This window comes from Sphingomonas sp. So64.6b (genome assembly GCF_014171475.1).
In the GTDB taxonomy this organism is placed as follows: Bacteria; Pseudomonadota; Alphaproteobacteria; order Sphingomonadales; family Sphingomonadaceae; genus Sphingomonas; species Sphingomonas alpina_A.
This window is the reverse complement of sequence record NZ_CP048817.1, coordinates 3,711,765-3,730,013: the sequence shown is the minus strand read 5'-3', so window position 1 is coordinate 3,730,013 and position 18,249 is coordinate 3,711,765. Positions and strand designations below refer to the sequence as shown.

Genomic DNA, 18,249 nt, shown 5'->3' with positions numbered 1-18,249 from the left:
ATCACGATGCGCAAAGACGATAGCGTTTTGGGCGGATCATTATTTGGCCGGGCGCGGCGGGCGTGATAGCCATAGCGTCATGGCTACCGACGTTCTCGACCTCGATCCCGTCCGGCTCATCGCCGATATGGGCGCGCGCGCCCGCCAATCCGCACGCATGGTTGCCGCGCTGCCGTGCGTCGCCAAGTCGCGTGCGCTCGATGCGGCGGCGCAAAGGCTGCGCGACGCGGTCGCCGAAATCCTGGCGGCGAACGCGCTCGACATGGCGCATGGCCGGGAGATCGGACTGTCGGGGGCAATGCTCGACCGACTGTTGCTCGACGAAGGTCGCATCGAATCGATGGCCTCCGGAGTTGCGGCAATTGCCGCGCTGCGCGATCCGGTCGGCGCAGTGATCGACGAAAGCCGCCGTCCCAACGGCCTGGTGCTGCGCCGGGTCCGTGTGCCGATCGGCGTGATCGGCATCATCTATGAAAGCCGCCCCAACGTCACCGCCGATGCCGCGGCGTTATGCGTCAAGGCGGGCAATGCCGTGATCCTGCGCGGCGGATCCGAGGCGGTGCACAGCAACCGTGCAATTCACGCCGCCTTTGTCGCGGGGCTGGCCGAGGCCGGGCTGCCCGCCGACATCGCCCAACTCGTGCCAACGACCGATCGCGCCGCAGTCGGCGCGATGCTCACCGCGGAAGGGGCGATCGATCTGGTTGTGCCACGCGGCGGCAAGAGCCTGGTCGCCCGCGTTCAGGCCGAGGCGCGCGTGCCCGTGCTCGCGCATCTCGATGGGATCAATCATGTCTATGTCCATGCTTCGGCTGATCCGGCGATGGCGGCATCGGTCGTGGTCGATGCCAAGATGCGTCGCACCGGTATCTGTGGCGCGATGGAGACGTTGCTGATCGACCGTGCCTATCCCGATCCGGCGGGGCTGACCGCTGCGCTGCGGGCGGCCGGCTGCGAACTACGCGGCGACGCCGCGACGCGCGCTCTCGATGCAGCGGTCGATGCCGCCGACGATGTGGATTGGAACACCGAATATCTCGACGCGATTGCCTCGGTCGCGATCGTCGATGGGGTCGACGCGGCGATGGCGCATATCGCGGCGCACGGATCGCATCATACCGATGCGATCATCGCCGCCGACGAATCCGTCGCGGAACGTTTCATTGCCGGGGTCGATTCGGCAATCGTGCTGTGGAATGCCTCGACTCAGTTCGCCGATGGCGGGGAGTTCGGGCTGGGCGCGGAGATCGGCATCGCGACCGGGCGGCTGCACGCCCGCGGCCCCGTCGCGCTGGAAGGGCTGACGACCTATAAATGGGTGGTGCGCGGTACCGGTCAGGTGCGGGGTTGAACGATACCGTCACGCTGTGGCGCCCGGTCGGTCCAAAAGAGCTGGCGCTGATCGAACAGAGCGGCATGCGTGAATTTCCGCCGCGCTTGCCCGATCAGCCGATCTTCTATCCGGTGACGACCGAGGATTATGCGGTGAAGATCGCGCGCGACTGGAACGTGCCGGCGAGCGGTTCCGGATTCGTCACCGAATTTCAGGTGCGTCGCGATTTTCTCGATCGCTACCGCGTTGAGGAGGCGGGCGGGCGCGCGCACCGCGAATATTGGATCCCGGCCGAGGAATTGCCTGCCTTCAACGCTGCGATCATCGGTGGCATTTCGGTTGTGCACCGCTTCCCCGAATGACCCGTATCGGCCTGCTTGGCGGCTCGTTCAATCCGGCTCATCGCGGCCACCGCGCGATCAGCCTTGCCGCGATTCGTGCGCTCGATCTCGATGAAGTGTGGTGGTTGGTGTCGCCAGGCAATCCGCTCAAGGATAAGGCGCGCGATATGGCGCCGCAGGCCGTGCGGCTTGCCTCGGCACGGGCGATGGCGCGGCATGCGCCGATCCGGGTCAGCGATATCGAGACGCGGCTCGGCACGCGCTACACCGCCGATACGCTCGAAAAGCTGGTCCGGCTCTATCCGAAGAAACGCTTCATCTGGCTGATGGGCGGGGACAATCTTGCCCAGTTCGACCAGTGGCGCAACTGGCGCGGGATCGCCCGCGAGGTTCCGATTGCGGTGATCGCGCGTCCGGGGTATGACCGGGCTGCTCGCGCGGCTCCCGCGATGGGTTGGTTGCGGCGCTTCATCCGGCCCGCATACCAGGCAAAGAGCTGGACGACGTGGAGAATGCCGGCACTCGTGCTGTTGCGATTCCGCCCTGACCCCACCTCGGCGACCGGGCTGCGCAAGGCCGATCCCGCCTGGCAACGGCGTTTCTTGCCGCAATCCGGATTAACACGCTCAACATAGGAATCGTTTTGGCTTCAACTTCACCCGTCATTCGCGCGACCGACCCGGAAGAGGTCGAGGCGCTGCACAAGCTGGTCCTGGCGTCGCTCGACGATGATCAGGCGGTCGACACGATCTCCATCCCGCTGGCCGGCAAATCGTCGATCGCCGATCATATGGTGATCGCGAGCGGCCGGTCGACGCGCCAAGTCGCGTCGATGGCTGCGAAGCTGGCCGAGAAGATCAAGGGCGAGCTTGGCCGCCAGACGCGGATCGAAGGGCTGCCGACCGCCGACTGGGTGCTGATCGATGCCGGCGACGTGATCGTCCATCTGTTCCGCCCCGAGGTCCGCAGCTTCTACAATCTCGAGCGGATGTGGGCATTCGGCGACGCGCCGCCCGTGCCGGACGCACCGGTGGCCGACGCCGAAGACTGAGAGTGCTTGAAAATTCGTGAAAGACCGAATTTTGGAGCGGTTCCGGCCCGCTCCCCCTCCCGGCCACCCATTCAGGATACGCTGCGGGTGGCCGGAAGGGGGAGTGTTGTTCTGCCCTCAGGTCGATCATGCCCCCGGCATGATCTGCAGGATGCCGGGGGCATCCTGCACCTGATGGCATCCCAACACTGGCCGGAACCGCTGAAATGCGCCTTCAGCGCATTTCCAAACGGACTTTAGGCCTTGCTGCTCCACATCGTCGCGCGCGGTCGCATCGGGCAGAGCCCCGAGGCGGAACTGGTCGCGCGTTATCTGAAGCGGCTGTCCTGGCCGACCAAAGTCACTGAACTTCCCGATACCGGCGGCAAGATCCCGGTGGTCGAGCCGCAGACGCGCATCGTCATGCTTGATGAAACCGGTGATGTACTGCCATCGCGCGTTTTCGCCGAGAAACTCGGCCGCTGGCGCGATGACGGCGTCCGGGAAACGCGTTTCATGATCGGCGCAGCGGATGGGTTCGACGATACCGATCGCGCGGGCGCTGATCTGCTGCTGTCGTTCGGCCGCGCGACCTGGCCGCATATGCTCGCCCGCGCAATGCTTGCCGAGCAATTGTGGCGCGCGGCGAGCATCCTTGCCAATCATCCGTATCACCGCGAAGGATGAGCGGCATGCGGGGCGGCATCAAAGTGGCGGGCTTGGTCGTGGCGGGGGTCGCTGCGATCGGCCTGGGCGCGCCATCGCTTCCCGCACAGGACCAGCAGCAACGGCTCGCCGAGGCCAAGGCGCAATCCGAGGCCGCCGCGCAACGCTCGCGGCGGCTCGAGGCGCAGGCCGGACGCGAACGTGACCAGGCGCGCCAGGCGCGTGCACAGGAAGCTGCGGTCGCCGCGCGTATCCAGCAGGCGGAGGCCGACATCGCCGCCGGCCAGGCACGAATCGAGATCATCCGCCGTCAGCTCGGCGAGCAACGCGCGCGGCTCGCGGAGCGTCAGGGGCCGATCGTCCGGCTGGTCGCCGCGCTCCAGTCGCTGGCGCGCCGTCCGGTGCTGATCAGCGTGGTCCAGCCGGGATCGGTCAACGACATCGTCCATGTCCGCGCGGTGCTGGCGAGCAGCTTGCCCGTGATCCATGCCCGTACCGCCAATGTCCGAGCCGATCTCGCACGGACACGCGCTCTGCAGGCGGATGCCGCGCTTGCCACTCGGACCTTGGCCGACAGCCGCACCCGGCTCGAGGCGCAACGTCTTGCCCTGACCCGGCTCGAAGCTGAACACCGGTTGCGCTCGCGCTCGCTCGGGCGTGATGCGCTGTTCGAGTCCGACCGTGCCATCGCCATGGGCGAGCGAGCGCGGGATATCGTCGATCTGATGGATCAGCTCGGCAATCAGGCGGTGGTGCGCGAAAGCCTCGAGTCGCTGCCCGGCCCCTTGCCGCGCCCGCCGCGACCTGGTGAAGTCGCTTCGCCGTTCGACAGCGTGTCATGGCCGCACGGGTCGCCGCCCTATCGCCTGCCGGTGGTCGGCAAGGTGGTTGTCGGGCTGGGCGAACTCTCCGATGCCGGGGTGCGCTCACGCGGCCTGACCATCGCCTCGGCCGCCGAAGCTGCGGTGGTCGCGCCGGCCGCCGGGCGGATCGCTTATGCCGGTGCTTTTCGCGGTTATGGCACGATCGTCATCATCGACCATGGTGGCGGCTGGACCTCGCTCGTCTCGGGCCTGGGGGCGGCCTCGGTACGAGTCGGCGAGAGCGTCGGCCAGGGCGCGCCGATCGGCCGTGCTACAAAGGACGACGATGCGCGTGTTACAGTCGAGCTGCGCCGCAAGGGGCGAGCCGTTGATATGACCCCATTGATTGGCTGATTGCGGAGGTTTGTTGTAAAAATCCGCTCGTTCGCGAAATTTCCGGATGAGCACTCAGTCCCTGTTCATCCTCAGGCCGCTTTGATCACGCCGAATTAGCCGCTAGAGTCGCGGCAACACGCTCTTCCCGAAATGGAATTCCATGGCTCGTCCCTTTATCCAGGCCACCGCGATCGCCGCGATCCTCGCGCTCGTTCCCACCGCGACCGCCGCGATGGCGCAGGTCGATACCGACGCTTATCGTGAAATCGACCAGTTCATGGACGTGTTCAACCGGGTGAAGGGCGCGTATGTCGACAAGGTCGATGACAAGACGCTGATCAAGGGCGCGATCGACGGCATGCTGGCGGCACTCGACCCGCACAGCGCGTTCGAGACCGGGCTCGATTACGACAATCTGCGCATCCAGACGATGGGCAGCTATGGCGGGCTCGGCCTGACCGTCACGTCGGAGGACGGCGCGGTCAAGGTCATCGCACCGCAGGAGGACACGCCGGGCTTCCGCGCCGGCATCAAGTCGGGCGATTACATCACCCATATCGACGGCAAGCTCATTTACGGCCTGAGCCTCGACGAGGCGATCACCCAGATGCGCGGCACGCCGGGCAGCAAGATCGCGCTGACGCTGGTCCGTCCGGGCCGCGACAAGCCGATCGAAGTGACTTTGGTGCGCGAGAAAATCGTGCAGAAGCCGGTCAAGTGGGAAGTCAAGAACGGCATTGGCATCCTCAACATCAACACCTTCTCCGAAAACACCGGCGCGGCGGTGAAGGCGGGCATGGTGGGGATCGAAAAGTCGCTCGGCCATGCGCCGCTCGGTTATATCGTCGATCTGCGCGACAATGGCGGGGGCCTGCGCGACGAAGCGATCAACGTCGCCGACAATTTCCTCAATTATGGTGAAATCGTCTCCGAACGCGGCCGCGAAAAGGGCGATATCGAGCGTTTCTATGCCAAGAACGGCGACCCGTCGCGCGGCCTGCCGGTGATCGTGCTGGTCAATTCAGGATCGGCCTCCGCATCCGAGATCGTCGCCGGCGCACTGCAGGATCATCACCGCGCGCTGATCATGGGCGAACGCTCGTTCGGCAAGGGGTCGGTGCAGACCGTGCTCGACCTGGGCAACAATTCGGCGCTGCGCCTGACCACCTCGCGCTATTACACCCCGTCGGGACGGTCGGTGCAGGAAGGCGGGATCGAGCCCGACATCAAGGTGCCGCAGATCTCCGACCCCGATTTCAAGACGCGTCCGGTGTTCCGCGAGGCCGATCTACGCCGCCACCTGATCAATGAGGTCAAGGCGGATAACGCTGTACTCGAAGAGGATACCAAGGACGATCCGCGCTACAGCGCGACGCCCGACCAGCTCAAGGCCAAGGGGGTTACCGACTTCCAGCTCGATTATGCGCTGAAGACGATCGCCCGGCTCGGCGCCGCGCCGAAGATGGCATCGGGCAAATAATGGCGCGCACGCGTTTCCAGCTGGCGCACGAGCTCGCCTTTTTCCTGCCCGCGGCGCTGATGGCGGGCGCGCTGCTCTCGCAATATTGGGGTGGGCTATATCCGTGCGAGATGTGCCATTGGCAGCGCTGGCCGCATTATACCGCGATTGCTCTCGCCGGTTTCGCTTTCTTCGTGCCGCCGACCGCGCGGCGCCCGTTGGTGGTGCTTGCCGCGCTGGCCATCGCTACGAGCGGCGCGATCGGCGTGTTTCACGCCGGGGTCGAATATCATTGGTGGCAGGGGATCACCGCCTGCGCATCGACCATCACCCAATCGGGCGGTACACCGGAGGAGATGCTGGCGCGCATCATGGGCGCGCCGCTGATCCGCTGCGACGTCGCGCAGTGGAGCCTGTTCGGTATTTCTCTTGCCGGGTTCAATGCGATCTTTTCGCTGGGCGGTGCTGCCACCATCTTGTGGTTGATGGTACAAGGTCGACGCAGATGAGCGGCTGGAAACCCGGTGACGCGAAGCGTGCGACGCACAGCATGATCCGGGTGGATCAGGCTGGCGAATATGGCGCGACGCGAATCTATGCCGGGCAGCTGGCGGTGATGGGCGACCGCACCCCGGTCGCGCGTGCGATCGCCGGCATGGCCAACCAGGAAGAGCGCCACCGCGCCTTTTTCGATGCGATGATCGCCGAGCGCGGCGTGCGCCCGACCTTGTTGCAGCCGTTCTGGAATGTCGCCGGATTCGCGCTCGGTGCGGTAACGGCCGCGATCGGACCGGCGGCGGCGATGGCCTGTACCGTCGCGGTGGAGACCGAGATCGACAAGCATTATGCCGATCAGCTGGTCGAACTGGGCGACAGCGACCCCGAACTCTCTGCCGCGGTACTGGATTTCCAGGCCGAAGAGGTCGAACATAAGAAAGCAGCGCTCGCCGCAGGCGCGGAGACGGCGATCGCTTATCCGTTGCTCAGTGCGGTGATTCGCCTGGGTTGCCGCGTCGCGATCGCAACGGCGAAGCGGATATGATCGAATTCATGGAGACGCGAGCGGCGCTGAAGCGTTGTTTAGTCGGACAGGAGCAAGGTTTATGAAATTCATACTCCGTGCGGCATTCGCCGCAACAATACTCGCCGCCGGCGGTGCCGCTGCCCCGGCCTTCGCCCAGAACGCGCCACAAAATGGCGTGCTGGTGATCTATGGCACGCAAAAATGCCCGACCGATCCAAACGGCAACGAGATCGTCGTGTGCGAACGGCGCAGCGCGCAAGAGCAGTTTCGCATTCCCAAGGAACTGCGCGAGCTCGAAATCACGCCGGAGAATGAAAGCTGGGCGGTCCGTGCCCAATCGACCGATCAGGCGGGCGCGGCCGGTATCGGCAGCTGCACTACGGTCGGACCGGGCGGCGCGAGCGGCTGTTTCGTGCAGCAGGCCAATCGCACGCGAAGCGAAAACAAGGCCAAGAAGAAGGCCGATCAGCAGGTCCAGGAATCGCTGCCCTGATAAGCGGTTGCACCGCGTTGCCCGCGCGCTAGAGACGGTTTCGGACGGCCGCATCGGTCGCTGGCCGCGGGGAAACAATGGCAACGCTCGCTGATACCAATCCGACGCCCCGGCCGAAATCGCTCGCGCCCGATATTTTCGAGCGAGTCCTGGCCTTTGCCGCCATCGCGCTGCTGCTGGTCGTGCTTGTCGCGCTGGCCAAAGGGCATGCGCAATGGGGCCTGTTGCCTTGGCAAGTCTGGGCCCATCTCGCGACCGTCCTGACCGCGCTGGCGCTGACCCCGGTCATGTTGCTGCGGCGACGCGGTGACCGGCCGCACCGCATGCTGGGCACGCTTTGGGTGGCGGCGATGATCCTCACCGCGCTGATTTCGCTCGACATCCGCCTCACCAATCCCGGCGGCTTCAGCATCATCCATGTGTTGTCGGCCTGGACGCTGATCCAGGTGCCGATCATCTGGTGGAGTGCGCGCACGCATAATCTCGTGCGTCACCGGAGGGCGGTGCGCGGTATGGTGCTCGGCGCGCTGATCATCGCCGGGTTCTTCACATTGCCGTTCGGGCGGCTGCTCGGCACCTGGCTGTTCGGTTGATCCGCGTGAAAGAGACGTCAATTGTGCGGGCGCCGCATGGAATCGCGGTCGGGCTGTTCCTGCTCGTCTGGCTGTCATGCATCTGGTTCGGGTCGTGGCCGTTCAATCCGAACAATTCGACTCGGCTGTTCGCCGCGATCTCATTGGTCGAACAGGGCGACGCGACGATCGATGAATTTCACCCTATGACGATCGACAAGGCGCAGTTCGGCGGTCACTATTATACCGACAAGACACCGGGCATGACGCTGATGGCGATGCCGGCGGTATGGGTCGCGGACCTGTTGACGGGTGACCGGGCGGATAATCATCCACCCGATTTCGGCGATGCGCGGTTCGAAGCTTTCGTGAAATTGCGTTTGCGCCTGGCGGTCGCCACGACAGTCGCAGTGCTGATCGGCTTCGCGGCGGTATTGTTGTTCGATCTTGCAACCGGCATCACCGGCAATGTCAAAGCGGGCCTGGTCGCGGCGTTGGCTTATGCCCTGGCGACACCCGCCTGGGGCTGGTCGACCACGCTGTTTGGACATGCGCCGGTCGGCGCATTGTTGCTGATCGCGACCTGGGCGGTGTGGCGCGGCACCTCCGGACCACGCGAGCTTGGTCGCTGGCGCTATCCGCTGATGCTCGGCGGCGCGCTTGGCTGGGCGATCGTGGTTGAGCTGCCCGCCGCCCTGCCCGGATTCGCGATCGGCGTCTGGGCGATCTGGCGCACGCGCGACATGTCATGGTCCGGGCGCCTGAAACTCGCCGGTCTGGCCGCCGCTGCGGGGCTCGTCGCATTGGTGCCGATGGTGATTTACAACGAGATCGCCTTTGGCGTGCCGTTCAAGGTCGGTTATCAGGGCGTGGTCGGCTTCGAGGGGATGGAGCAGGGCCTGTTCGGCCTGACCTATCCGCATATCGAGGTGCTGGCGCAGATCATCGCCGGGCCGGAGCGTGGGCTGATCTACGTCGCGCCGATCCTGCTGCTTGCGCCGTTCGGCTTGTCCCGGCTGATTCGAAAGCCCGAAACCCGCGATCTTGGCTGGCTCGCGCTGGCCATCACGATCATCGTGCTGTTGTATAATTCCTCCTATTATTATTGGGACGGCGGCCATTCGACCGGGCCACGCCATTCCGTGCCCGCGCTCGGCTTCCTCGTGCTCGGCCTCGCGTCGCTCTGGCAGGCATCGGGCCGGATCGGGCGGCGCTGGTTCGCCGGGCTGATGGCCTTAAGCATGTTCATCAACCTGGCCATCGCCGCAGCGGAGATCGCCGCGCCGCATGGGTTCAGCTTTCCGGTCTATGACCCGGTAATGACGCATTTCCTGACCCTCAGGATCACCACCCTGCCGAGCGACTGGTGGGGATGGCAGCGCGCCTTCGGGCTGGGCCTGTATCTCGCGCTTGCGCTGCCCTTGCTGTGGTTCCTGATCCGTGCCGCGGCCTTGTCGGACGCACCAGCCGAGGGTAATCCAACGACGGTCGCGTGACTGGCGAAGCGTGGAGCACCACGGGGAAGCGGGACCGATCCACGCCGCTCGCCTGGGCAACCTCACCGCATAAGGAGAGACTCCCATGGTCGAACTGTCCCCGATCCGCGTCGCCTTTCTGCTCTTCCCAAACGTCACGCAACTCGATCTGACCGGCCCTGCCCAAGTGCTGTCGCGGCTCGGCAATGTGACGATCGACCTTGTCGCCGGGACGCTCGACCCGGTGGTTACCGATGCAGGCTTCGCGCTGCTGCCGACCGCGACGTTCGCGACCGTGAGCCAGCCGGACATCCTTTGCGTGCCGGGCGGCTTTGGTGTCACCGCTGCGAGCGAGGATGACGCGACGATGGCCTGGGTGCGCTCCGCGGCGGCTGGCGCGACCTGGGTGACCAGCGTCTGCACCGGGGCATTGCTGCTCGGTGCGGCGGGGTTGTTGCGCGGCTACCGCGCGACGACGCATTGGGCGCAGCACCAGCATCTTGCCGCATTCGGCGCGATCCCGGTGCATGACCGCGTGGTGTTCGACCGCAATCGCGTCACCGGCGGCGGGGTGACGGCGGGCATCGATTTCGGTCTGGCGCTGACCGCCGCCATTCGCGGCGAGGATCATGCCCGGCTGGTCCAGCTCAGTCTTGAATATGATCCCGCGCCGCCGTTCGATTCAGGATCGCCCGATCGTGCCGATGCGGCGACGCTCGCTCGCTATCACGCGCTGGCTGCGCGCGGCGCGCCGGATCGCGACGAACGCACGCTGGCGCTCGCCGCGCGGATGCCGCCGGTTTAGGGCTTGCGCTTCATTCCGCGCACGCGGTGCCAGATATAAAAGGCGATACCCGCAACCAGCACCACGCCGATCAGCGCATCGGCGCTGTGGAACGCGGCCTTGAGACGCGGGTCGCTGTTCCACTTTTCACCCAGCACCATGCCGAGCCAGGCAAGGCCGAAGCACCACGGCCATGATCCAACAAAGGTATATATATGAAACGGCAGCAACTTCATTCGCGCCACGCCGGCGGGAAAGGCGATGAACGAGCGGATCACCGGCAGCAGCCGGCCGATCAGCACGGCTGAATTGCCGAAGCGCGCGAAGAAACGGTCGGCGGCGTCGAGCTCACCCGGGCCGATCAGGACATAACGGCCCCAGCGCTCGATCGCGGGGCGGCCGCCGCGCTTGCCCAGCTCATAGGCCGGGATCGAGCCGATATTGCAGCCGATCGCGCCGGCGGTCGCCGCCAGATACAGGTCGAAATGCCCGGTCGAGACGAGATAGCCGGCGAACGGCATGATGATTTCGGACGGCAGTGGAATGCACGCCGATTCGATAGCCATCAGCAGCGCAATGCCGAGATAGCCGCCGCTGGAGATGACCCAGATGGTGAAAGTGGCGAGGATGCCCAGGATGTGCTCGATCATGGGCTCGGGCGATGGGGGAGGTAGAGACGAAAGGGAAGAGATTTTCTTCTAAAGCGGGCTAGGAAGCTCGCTCCCCGGCCATCTTCAAATCCTCGACGAATCGGGCGAACTCTTCCTCCTTCGCCGCTTCGTCGGGCAAACGCAGCAAATAGCTCGGATGCACCGTGATCCAGGCCTCGCCGCCTTGATCGGGCAATTCCAGCGCCCGTCCGCGTTCGCGGCCGATCGTCATCACCTTGCCGAACAGGCTGCGCGCCGCCGTCGCGCCAAGTGCGACCGTCACCCGGGGTTTCACCAGTGCGCGCTCCTGGTCGATCCACCAGCGGCATGCCTCGATTTCGCCCGCACCGGGTTTGGAATGAACGCGCCGCTTACCGCGCTGCTCGAATTTGAAATGCTTGACCGCGTTGGTGACATAGACGCTCGCGCGGTCGACCCCGGCCTCGGTCAGCGCGCGATCGAACATCTGGCCCGCCGGGCCGACAAAGGGCTTGCCGGCCAGATCCTCCTGGTCGCCGGGCTGCTCGCCGACGAACATCAGCGCCGCATCGACCGGGCCTTCGCCGAACACGGTCTGGGTCGCGTCCCGGTACAAGGGGCAGCGCGTACAGCCCGCCGCCTCGTCGCGCAGTGCCTTCCATGCGACCTGGATATTGCCGCCGACACTGGCGCGCGCCGTCTCGATCATGCCACTCTCCCGCGCCTGCGCCGCTGCGATCAGGCCGGGCACCAACGCGGTTTCAGGCATGTTTTTCCAATATTTTTTCGGCATTTCCTTCAGCATCGCGCCGATCTTCACGCGCGCCGGATTGAAGATCGAGGCATAATAGGTCTTCCACACATCCTCGACCGGATCGCCGTCCGGCGCATCGCCCTTTTGTGCGCCCGGACCCTCGCTAAGCGTCGCGCCGTCCCAGTGGATCGACAGGTCCGGCGTCAGGATCGACCAGCGCATCGATGCGAAGCGGTTGACGAAGAAGGCCGCATTGGCGCGGACGATGTGATGCTCGGGTTCGAACCAGGCAATAAAGCGCGTACCATCCCCGCCTCCGTCCCGGTTCGGCATTTCGCGGAAACGCAGGAACGCACGCATCTTGTGGATATCGCGGCGCACCTGTGCGGCGAGATGGTCGAGCCGACGAACCAACGAGTTGGCGCGATCCTCGATCAGTTTTGGCTGGACGCGCATCCGTGTCAGCAGATCATAAAGCAGCGCGAACCGCTCCGGGTCGAGGTGCGGCACCACGCTGCGCGCCAGGTCGAGAAAGGCGCGCGACACTGAGAAACCGGACGCGATGGCGGGGCCTTGCGGCTCGGCCTCGGCGGCGAACAAGTCGCCGCCGAAATCGCCGACCTGCCAGATCACCTCGTCTGGCGGCACCGATTCGGCGAGCAAGCATCGCGCGGCATCGCGCCAGCCGTCGAAATCGTCGGGTTCGGCAAGCGTGACGATCCTCATCGCTTGAACGCCATTGCTCTTAAAGCCGTCCTAACCATCACGGGTGCATGGCGAGTACCGTGACGATTGTGCAATCCGCTTTCGATCGAAGCTCGCGCGGCGCCATGGCGATGCTGCTGCTGGTCCTGCTTGCTTATGGCGTGTTTTCGACGCCGGGCTTGATGGTCCGCTGGGGCGCGTCGCCGGGCGGGGTCGCCATCTTTGTCGCATGGAGCCTCACCGCGCTGTGGGCGCTTGCCACCACGATCCGCCATCGGCTGCGGACCGAATGGATCGCGTTTGCGGTCATTGCCATCGGCCTCCGGCTGGGGAGCGCCTGGTTCGCAGCGCCGCGCGTGTCGCCCGGGGATTCGCACTGGTATCTCGTGCTCGCGCACAATTTGATCGCCGGACGCGGCCTGGTGGTCGATGAGCCGTTCATGGGCGTCGCCTGCTACGCGCTGTTCCCACCGCTCTATGGCATCGTGCTGGCGGGCTGGGGTGCGGTTGTTGGTTTCTCGACGCCCTCGCTGCTGGCGCTGTCGACGCTGATCGACCTCGGCGCAGCATGGTCGATCGTCCGGCTGGCGAGCTTTCTCGGCGTGCGGCGCGCTGGGATCGCCGCGGCGCTGGTCTATCTCATCCTTCCTTCGGTGCTGTTCTCCGCCCCGCTCGCGCAGAAAGAGGGGTTGAGCGTGTTGCTGGTCCTGGCGCTTGCGTTTGGCTGGTTGCGTGCTGCGCGTGATGCGCGACGCTGGCGTGACGCCCTGGCGATCGGCTTGCCGGCTGCCTTGCTTGCCCTGACTCAGCCGGGTGAGGCGATGCTTGCCTTGCTGTTCGGGCTGGTGTTGATCCCCGGCATCGGCCTGCGCCGCGTCATGACGATCGGTATGCCGGCGGCGTTGATCGCCGTGGCAGTCATGCTGCCCTGGTGGATCCGCAATCTGGTCGTGCTCGGCGCTTTCGTGCCATTGACCAGCTCGGCCGGTTACAGTCTGTGGATCGGCAATAATGCCGATGCGACGGGCAATTGGCTGCCGCCGCCCGAGCAATTGCGCGGCCTGCCTGAAATCACCTTCGGCAAAGCGGCGGCGGGGTTGGCCCAAGAATGGATCGTTCAGCACCCGGTCGGTTTCGTGCGGATCACCATCGCCAAGTTCGTTCGCGCGGTGGCGATCGGCGAATTCGGCGTGGTGCGCCTGGCCGCGATGAATCCGCCAATCTCCGCCGCGATCGGCGCGCTGCTGCTGCCGGTTTCGCATGGCGCGCATTTGCTGACCCTGGCGGGAGGCGCCGCCGCGCTCCGCCTTCGACGTGACCCGGCAATCGCGGCACTGGCGGCGTTGCTGGCGGCCTGCGTCGTACAGCTCATGCTGTTCGGCATGTGGTTCGAATTCGGCGAGCGTCACCGCGAGTTCCTCACGCCGTTCATATTGATCGCTGTGGCCGTCGCGGTGCCCCACTGGGCGCGAATGAGCGACAGCCGGAGACGGCAACCGGCGATCGCCTAATCGCGTTCGTCGCTACCTGCCGGGGTCGCTTCGGCGCGTTCGAGTTCCTTCGGCTTGCGCGTCTCGAATATGTTGGCGAGCCTTGCTTCCTCGTCACCGCTCAGTTCCTTGGCGGCGGCTGGGAACATCTCTTCCTCTTCTTCGTCGATATGATGCTCATAGCGGTGGCGCATTTCCTTGAACTTGGTCAGCCAGGCGTCGGATGCGGTCTCGATCTCGGCCAGCTCGCCGAAATAGTCGTCGATCTCCTTATGCTCGGAGACCGAATGGCGCGCATCGTCGCGCAGCTCGGGGTTGGCCAGCATCGTCGCATAGAGCGACTCCTCTTCGGCCGCGGCGTGCGCGGAGACTTCGATTCGGAACGCTTCGAACAGGGTTTCGCGCTCATCGCCAGCGCCCGATGTATCGTCGATCCTGGCCAGCAACGCGCGGTGGCGGTCATGGTCGGCTTTGAGATCGGCAAAGATGCGGGCGTCGGCCATGAAAATCTCCTGTCGGGTCAAACAGGAGAACCGATCGGCGCGTCGCTTGTTTCAGTTGCGAGTCGCTTTCACCCCGGTCCGGTTGCCATCGGTTGGCATATCGCTGATCCAGCGCGTGAGCAGCGCGATCGCCTCGGCATGGACGGTCGCGCGGCCCAGTTCGGGCATGGCGATGCCGGGATCGGTGCTTTCCATGCGGAAGATCAGGATCGAGCGTTCGGGATGGCCGGGGTCGATGTCGAACTCGTTGCTGCCGCTGCCGCGCCCCGCCGCGACCGGGTGCTTGAGGATGCCGCGCGCATTGGCGTCGGCTTGCTTCCAGTCGAGATAGAGGCCCGAATTGGACGCCGCGCCATTGGGGTTGTGGCAATGCGCGCAATTGGTTTCGAGATAGGCGCGCGCGCGGTCGGCAAGCGGGGTGGCCGCATCGTCCCAGCGTGCCAGACGCGGGGCATCGGCCGGCAAGCGATCGATCATGCCCGCTTTGAGCAGCGCCTGAAGCTGTTTGCCGTCATTGAGGTTGCGAATCTTCGGCCCGATCGGGGTGATCGCGCCCGACAGCGCGTGGCAATCCTTGCACTGGTTTTGGTTGGGCACCGAATAGCTGATCGTGCGGCTCTGCCCCGACGGATCGGTGAAGGTCACCGGGATGCGCGTGCCGGCGCGCTTGAGCACCGCGTCGGTGCCGTCGGCGTTCCAGACATAGGGAATCGCGACCCAGCCGCTCGCGCGGTGCAACAATAGCCGGGTCTCGAGCGCCTTGAACTTGCCCGATTGCTGATAGCCGAAAGTCTTCACCAGCGCCGAGCCGACCGGCAGGTCGATGACCTTGTCCGGATCATAGGCAGCGATCTTGCCGCCCGGGACATAAAGGTAGCGCTGCTTCTCGGCATAGTCGGAGAAGAGCGGCGTGTTGAGCGTATAGGACGTCACGCGCGGCGCCGGTGTCCGGGCTGCGATGTCGGTGAACAAGTGGAACTCCGACAATTTCGCCGGATAGCCGTCGCCGATGATCGCAGCGTCGTTTACACCGCGCGCGTCCTCCACGGCCGCGCCCAGGATGACAAGCGCGGCACAGGCCGAGACGGTCGCGGCGATATGCTGGGCAAGCTTCACCGCGCGGCCGCCTCCATCGCTTCGGGCAGGACGACCTTGGCGGGCTGTGGCTTGGTCGTGCCCTTGGACAGGTCGGCCGGTGCCGGTTTGGCCGTCTCCGGCGGTGCGCCAAGCGCGAGACCCAGGCCGAGCACCGCGACCTTGTCGGTCACCGCCAGGTCGGCCTTGTCGCCAGTGCCGTCCCACAGGATCGGCGGAAGCGACCCGCCAAACGCTGCGGCGAGCTGATCGCCGCCGGGCAGTTTCGGCGCAAAGCCGGCCTTGCCGTGACGATTGCCGCCGACCGCTATGCCGCGCGGCAACGGGTTGTAGCGCGCGTCGGTAAAGGTCTTGGGATAACCGATGATCATCACGTTCGCGGTGCCATTGCCCGACAGATCATTGTCGAAGACATGGACATTGTCGTTGGCCATCACCAGCACGCCCGTGCCGGTCGGCACGGTGGCGACGATATTGCCCTTAGGCGCGAAATTGGGCGTGTCGTTGTCGACCACCATATTCTTGAACACGCGGATGTCGCCGCCACCCATCACCGGCAGATTGGGCAGGTCGAACACCAGGATGCCGCCGGTATTGTGCGTCGCAGTGTTGCCATAAACGTCGGCGTTACGGCTGTTCTCGATCTCGATCCCGGCGACATTGCCCTCGGCGCGCGAGTTGCGCACGATGATCCGCTTCGACTGGCCGACATAGATGCCAGCGTCGGACGCGCCTTTCACGATCACCGAATCGATCAGTACGTCGCTGCTCTCGACCGGATAGATGCCGTAAGCGCCGTTGGTTTCCTTGGGCCCCCCGGTCCATTCGACGCGGACATTCTTGTAGACGATCCGGTCGGCGCCCTTGGTCTTGATCCCGTCGCCCTTCGAATCCTCGACCGCGAAGCCCCGCAGCACGACATCGTCGGATGTGACGAGCAAACCCTCGCCCGCGCCCAATTGACCCTTGAAGCTGAGGATCGTCTTGTCCGGTCCGGCACCGCGCACGGTAACCTTATCGACATCGAGCGACAGGCCGTCGGTCAGCTCGAAGCGCCCCGCGCCGATCTCGATCACGTCGCCCGGCGTCGCCTCGATCAGCGCACCCTGCAGCCGCGACTGCGCATCGGCGCCGGGTGCGACAGTGACGGTCTTGGCCAGCGCGGGCGATGCAATGATCGCTAGCGCCGCAAACGGCAGGATAAGCTTCATGGTATAGCTCCTCTATTGTCATGCGCGGGTTCGGCCCACGTCGATGACGATCATTTTTCAGACCGAACCGGAGCCTTTGGCTCTGACCAATTCCGCATCCGTGCCGACATGTTCCGGCATCGGCAAAAAACCTAGCGATAACTATTTTATGGTCAATAGCCTATTTCGGCGGGCCGGGCGCCGCCGCGGCTTGCCGGCCATGATCAGTTGAAAAGCTCCATCTGTTTCGGCTTCGGCGTGACAATCGTCTTCAATCCTGCCTGATCGGTCAGCGCGCCGGGGCGCCAGTCGTCGGCGATCAGGAACGGGCGCATCTTGACGATCGACACAGTCAGCCGACCGATATCCTCGAGCCGAAGCCGGCGCCAGCGCCGCGCGGTGAGAATCGAATTGACCGCCTTCACCCCCAGTCCGGGAACGCGCAGCAACATTTCGCGCGGTGCGCGGTTGACATCGACCGGGAACGAACCGCGGAATTTGAGCGCCCAGGCAAGCTTCGGATCGATGTCGAGCGGCAGCATGCCGGTCGCCTCATCGGTCGCCGCGACGACCTCACCCGGGGCATAGCCGTAGAAACGCATCAGCCAGTCCGACTGATACAAGCGATGTTCGCGCATCAATGGCGGTCGCTGCAGCGGCAGGATCGCGCTGGCATCGGGAATTGGCGAAAAGGCCGAATAATAGACCCGCCTGAGCCCGAAGCGGTCGTACAATGTGGATGCCTTGCGCACGATGTCGCCATCGGTCGCCGCGTCCGCGCCGACGATCATCTGCGTCGATTGCCCGGCCGGCGCGAATTTTGGCGCGGAGCGGTATTTTCGGCTCGCATCGGCGGTATCGATGATCGCCGATTTCATGTCGGTCATCGCACTCTCGATGCGCATCTCGGATTTTTCCGGCGCGAGCCGTTTGAGACCGCTCGCGGTCGGCAATTCGACATTGATCGAAACGCGATCGGCATGGAGCCCGGCCTGACGCACCAGCTCGGGGTCGGCGTCGGGGATCGTCTTGAGATGAATATAACCGCGAAAATGGTGATCTTCGCGCAAGCTCCGCGCGACCTCGACGATCTGCTCCATCGTATAATTGGAGGAGCGGATGATTCCGGAGGAAAGAAACAGCCCCTCGATATAATTGCGCCGGTAAAAGGCGAGGGTGAGCTGCACCACTTCCGGCGCGGTGAAGCGCGCGCGGCGCACATTGCTGCTCTTGCGGTTGATACAATAATGGCAGTCGAAGATGCAGCTGTTGGTCAGCAGAATCTTGAGCAATGAGATGCATCGGCCATCCGGCGCATAGGCGTGGCAAATGCCCATGCCGCCATCGGTCGAGCCGAGCCCGTTGCCGTCGCGCGAGCTGCGCTTGACCGTGCCCGATGAGGCGCATGACGCATCATATTTGGCCGCGTCGGCGAGGATTTCGAGCTTTTTCTGAACGTCGAGCTGCGCCATATGTTCGACATATGTTCTTGCGGCACGCAAGTCGA

21 protein-coding genes and 1 riboswitch are annotated in these 18,249 nt (G+C 64.8%); of the genes, 15 read left to right on the top strand and 6 right to left on the bottom strand.

Annotated features, from left to right (window positions below):
* Positions 1–79 precede the first annotated feature (79 nt).
* From G4G27_RS17735 to G4G27_RS17675, 13 genes are all read left to right on the top strand, one after another.
* Positions 80–1,351 carry a glutamate-5-semialdehyde dehydrogenase gene (locus G4G27_RS17735; RefSeq protein WP_183109863.1) on the top strand — a complete coding sequence of 424 codons (1,272 nt, stop codon included), beginning with the start codon at positions 80–82 and terminating at the stop codon, positions 1,349–1,351.
* Positions 1,348–1,695 carry a hypothetical protein gene (locus G4G27_RS17730; protein ID WP_244624398.1) on the top strand — a complete coding sequence of 116 codons (348 nt, stop codon included), beginning with the start codon at positions 1,348–1,350 and terminating at the stop codon, positions 1,693–1,695. Before G4G27_RS17735 ends, G4G27_RS17730 begins: the two co-directional genes overlap by 4 nt.
* Positions 1,692–2,309: a nicotinate-nucleotide adenylyltransferase gene (locus G4G27_RS17725; RefSeq protein WP_183109861.1), complete on the top strand. Its 618-nt coding sequence runs from the start codon at positions 1,692–1,694 to the stop codon at positions 2,307–2,309. The genes G4G27_RS17730 and G4G27_RS17725 overlap by 4 nt, the downstream gene beginning before the upstream one ends.
* Positions 2,310–2,317: 8 nt before the next feature.
* Positions 2,318–2,725: a ribosome silencing factor gene (rsfS, locus tag G4G27_RS17720; RefSeq protein WP_183109860.1), complete on the top strand. Its 408-nt coding sequence runs from the start codon at positions 2,318–2,320 to the stop codon at positions 2,723–2,725.
* A gap of 243 nt (positions 2,726–2,968) precedes the next feature.
* Positions 2,969–3,391, top strand: a complete 423-nt coding sequence (locus G4G27_RS17715) for a 23S rRNA (pseudouridine(1915)-N(3))-methyltransferase RlmH (protein WP_183109859.1) — start codon at positions 2,969–2,971, stop codon at positions 3,389–3,391.
* 5 nt (positions 3,392–3,396) lie between these two features.
* A complete protein-coding gene (locus G4G27_RS17710; protein ID WP_183109858.1) occupies positions 3,397–4,587 on the top strand; it encodes a peptidoglycan DD-metalloendopeptidase family protein in 1,191 nt (396 codons plus the stop codon).
* Between the two features lie 142 nt (positions 4,588–4,729).
* Positions 4,730–6,049, top strand: coding sequence for a S41 family peptidase (locus G4G27_RS17705; protein WP_183109857.1), 1,320 nt, complete (start codon positions 4,730–4,732; stop codon positions 6,047–6,049).
* Positions 6,049–6,537, top strand: a complete 489-nt coding sequence (locus G4G27_RS17700; RefSeq protein WP_183109856.1) for a disulfide bond formation protein B — start codon at positions 6,049–6,051, stop codon at positions 6,535–6,537. The genes G4G27_RS17705 and G4G27_RS17700 overlap by 1 nt, the downstream gene beginning before the upstream one ends.
* A complete protein-coding gene (locus G4G27_RS17695) occupies positions 6,534–7,070 on the top strand; it encodes a demethoxyubiquinone hydroxylase family protein (protein WP_183109855.1) in 537 nt (178 codons plus the stop codon). Before G4G27_RS17700 ends, G4G27_RS17695 begins: the two co-directional genes overlap by 4 nt.
* 61 nt (positions 7,071–7,131) lie before the next feature.
* Positions 7,132–7,545 (top strand): hypothetical protein, encoded by a 414-nt coding sequence (locus G4G27_RS17690; RefSeq protein WP_183109854.1) that lies wholly within the window; start codon positions 7,132–7,134, stop codon positions 7,543–7,545.
* 77 nt (positions 7,546–7,622) lie between these two features.
* Positions 7,623–8,138, top strand: coding sequence for a DUF2306 domain-containing protein (locus G4G27_RS17685; RefSeq protein WP_183109853.1), 516 nt, complete (start codon positions 7,623–7,625; stop codon positions 8,136–8,138).
* Between the two features lie 23 nt (positions 8,139–8,161).
* Positions 8,162–9,613 (top strand): hypothetical protein, encoded by a 1,452-nt coding sequence (locus tag G4G27_RS17680; RefSeq protein WP_244624397.1) that lies wholly within the window; start codon positions 8,162–8,164, stop codon positions 9,611–9,613.
* Positions 9,600–9,678: riboswitch (ZMP/ZTP riboswitch) on the top strand. It overlaps the preceding gene by 14 nt.
* Before the next feature lie 20 nt (positions 9,679–9,698).
* Entirely contained in the window at positions 9,699–10,397 is a 699-nt protein-coding gene (locus G4G27_RS17675) for a DJ-1/PfpI family protein (RefSeq protein WP_183109851.1), read from the top strand.
* Here G4G27_RS17675 and G4G27_RS17670 read toward each other — a convergent pair.
* Positions 10,394–11,026, bottom strand: coding sequence for a DedA family protein (locus tag G4G27_RS17670; protein ID WP_183109850.1), 633 nt, complete (start codon positions 11,024–11,026; stop codon positions 10,394–10,396). The two genes, G4G27_RS17675 and G4G27_RS17670, sit on opposite strands and share 4 nt — an antisense overlap.
* Before the next feature lie 58 nt (positions 11,027–11,084).
* A complete protein-coding gene (locus tag G4G27_RS17665; RefSeq protein ID WP_183109849.1) occupies positions 11,085–12,485 on the bottom strand; it encodes a UdgX family uracil-DNA binding protein in 1,401 nt (466 codons plus the stop codon).
* Between the two features lie 59 nt (positions 12,486–12,544).
* Between G4G27_RS17665 and G4G27_RS17660 the strand changes: the two genes are divergently transcribed.
* A complete protein-coding gene (locus G4G27_RS17660) occupies positions 12,545–13,975 on the top strand; it encodes a glycosyltransferase family 39 protein (protein ID WP_244624396.1) in 1,431 nt (476 codons plus the stop codon).
* Here G4G27_RS17660 and G4G27_RS17655 read toward each other — a convergent pair.
* Genes G4G27_RS17655 through G4G27_RS17645 form a run of 3 tightly spaced genes read right to left on the bottom strand, consistent with a single transcriptional unit; the run spans position 13,972 to position 16,763 of the window.
* Positions 13,972–14,457, bottom strand: coding sequence for a hemerythrin domain-containing protein (locus tag G4G27_RS17655; RefSeq protein WP_183109848.1), 486 nt, complete (start codon positions 14,455–14,457; stop codon positions 13,972–13,974). The genes G4G27_RS17660 and G4G27_RS17655 overlap by 4 nt on opposite strands.
* 51 nt (positions 14,458–14,508) lie before the next feature.
* Positions 14,509–15,573: an SO2930 family diheme c-type cytochrome gene (locus G4G27_RS17650; RefSeq protein WP_244624395.1), complete on the bottom strand. Its 1,065-nt coding sequence runs from the start codon at positions 15,571–15,573 to the stop codon at positions 14,509–14,511.
* Entirely contained in the window at positions 15,570–16,763 is a 1,194-nt protein-coding gene (locus tag G4G27_RS17645; protein WP_183109847.1) for a parallel beta-helix domain-containing protein, read from the bottom strand. The genes G4G27_RS17650 and G4G27_RS17645 overlap by 4 nt, the downstream gene beginning before the upstream one ends.
* 43 nt (positions 16,764–16,806) lie before the next feature.
* Here G4G27_RS17645 and G4G27_RS24040 point away from each other — a divergent pair, with 43 nt between their 5' ends.
* Positions 16,807–16,974: a hypothetical protein gene (locus G4G27_RS24040; RefSeq protein WP_210275210.1), complete on the top strand. Its 168-nt coding sequence runs from the start codon at positions 16,807–16,809 to the stop codon at positions 16,972–16,974.
* Here G4G27_RS24040 and G4G27_RS17640 read toward each other — a convergent pair.
* A complete protein-coding gene (locus tag G4G27_RS17640) occupies positions 16,967–18,214 on the bottom strand; it encodes a putative DNA modification/repair radical SAM protein (RefSeq protein WP_183113880.1) in 1,248 nt (415 codons plus the stop codon). The two genes, G4G27_RS24040 and G4G27_RS17640, sit on opposite strands and share 8 nt — an antisense overlap.
* Positions 18,215–18,249: the final 35 nt, after the last annotated feature.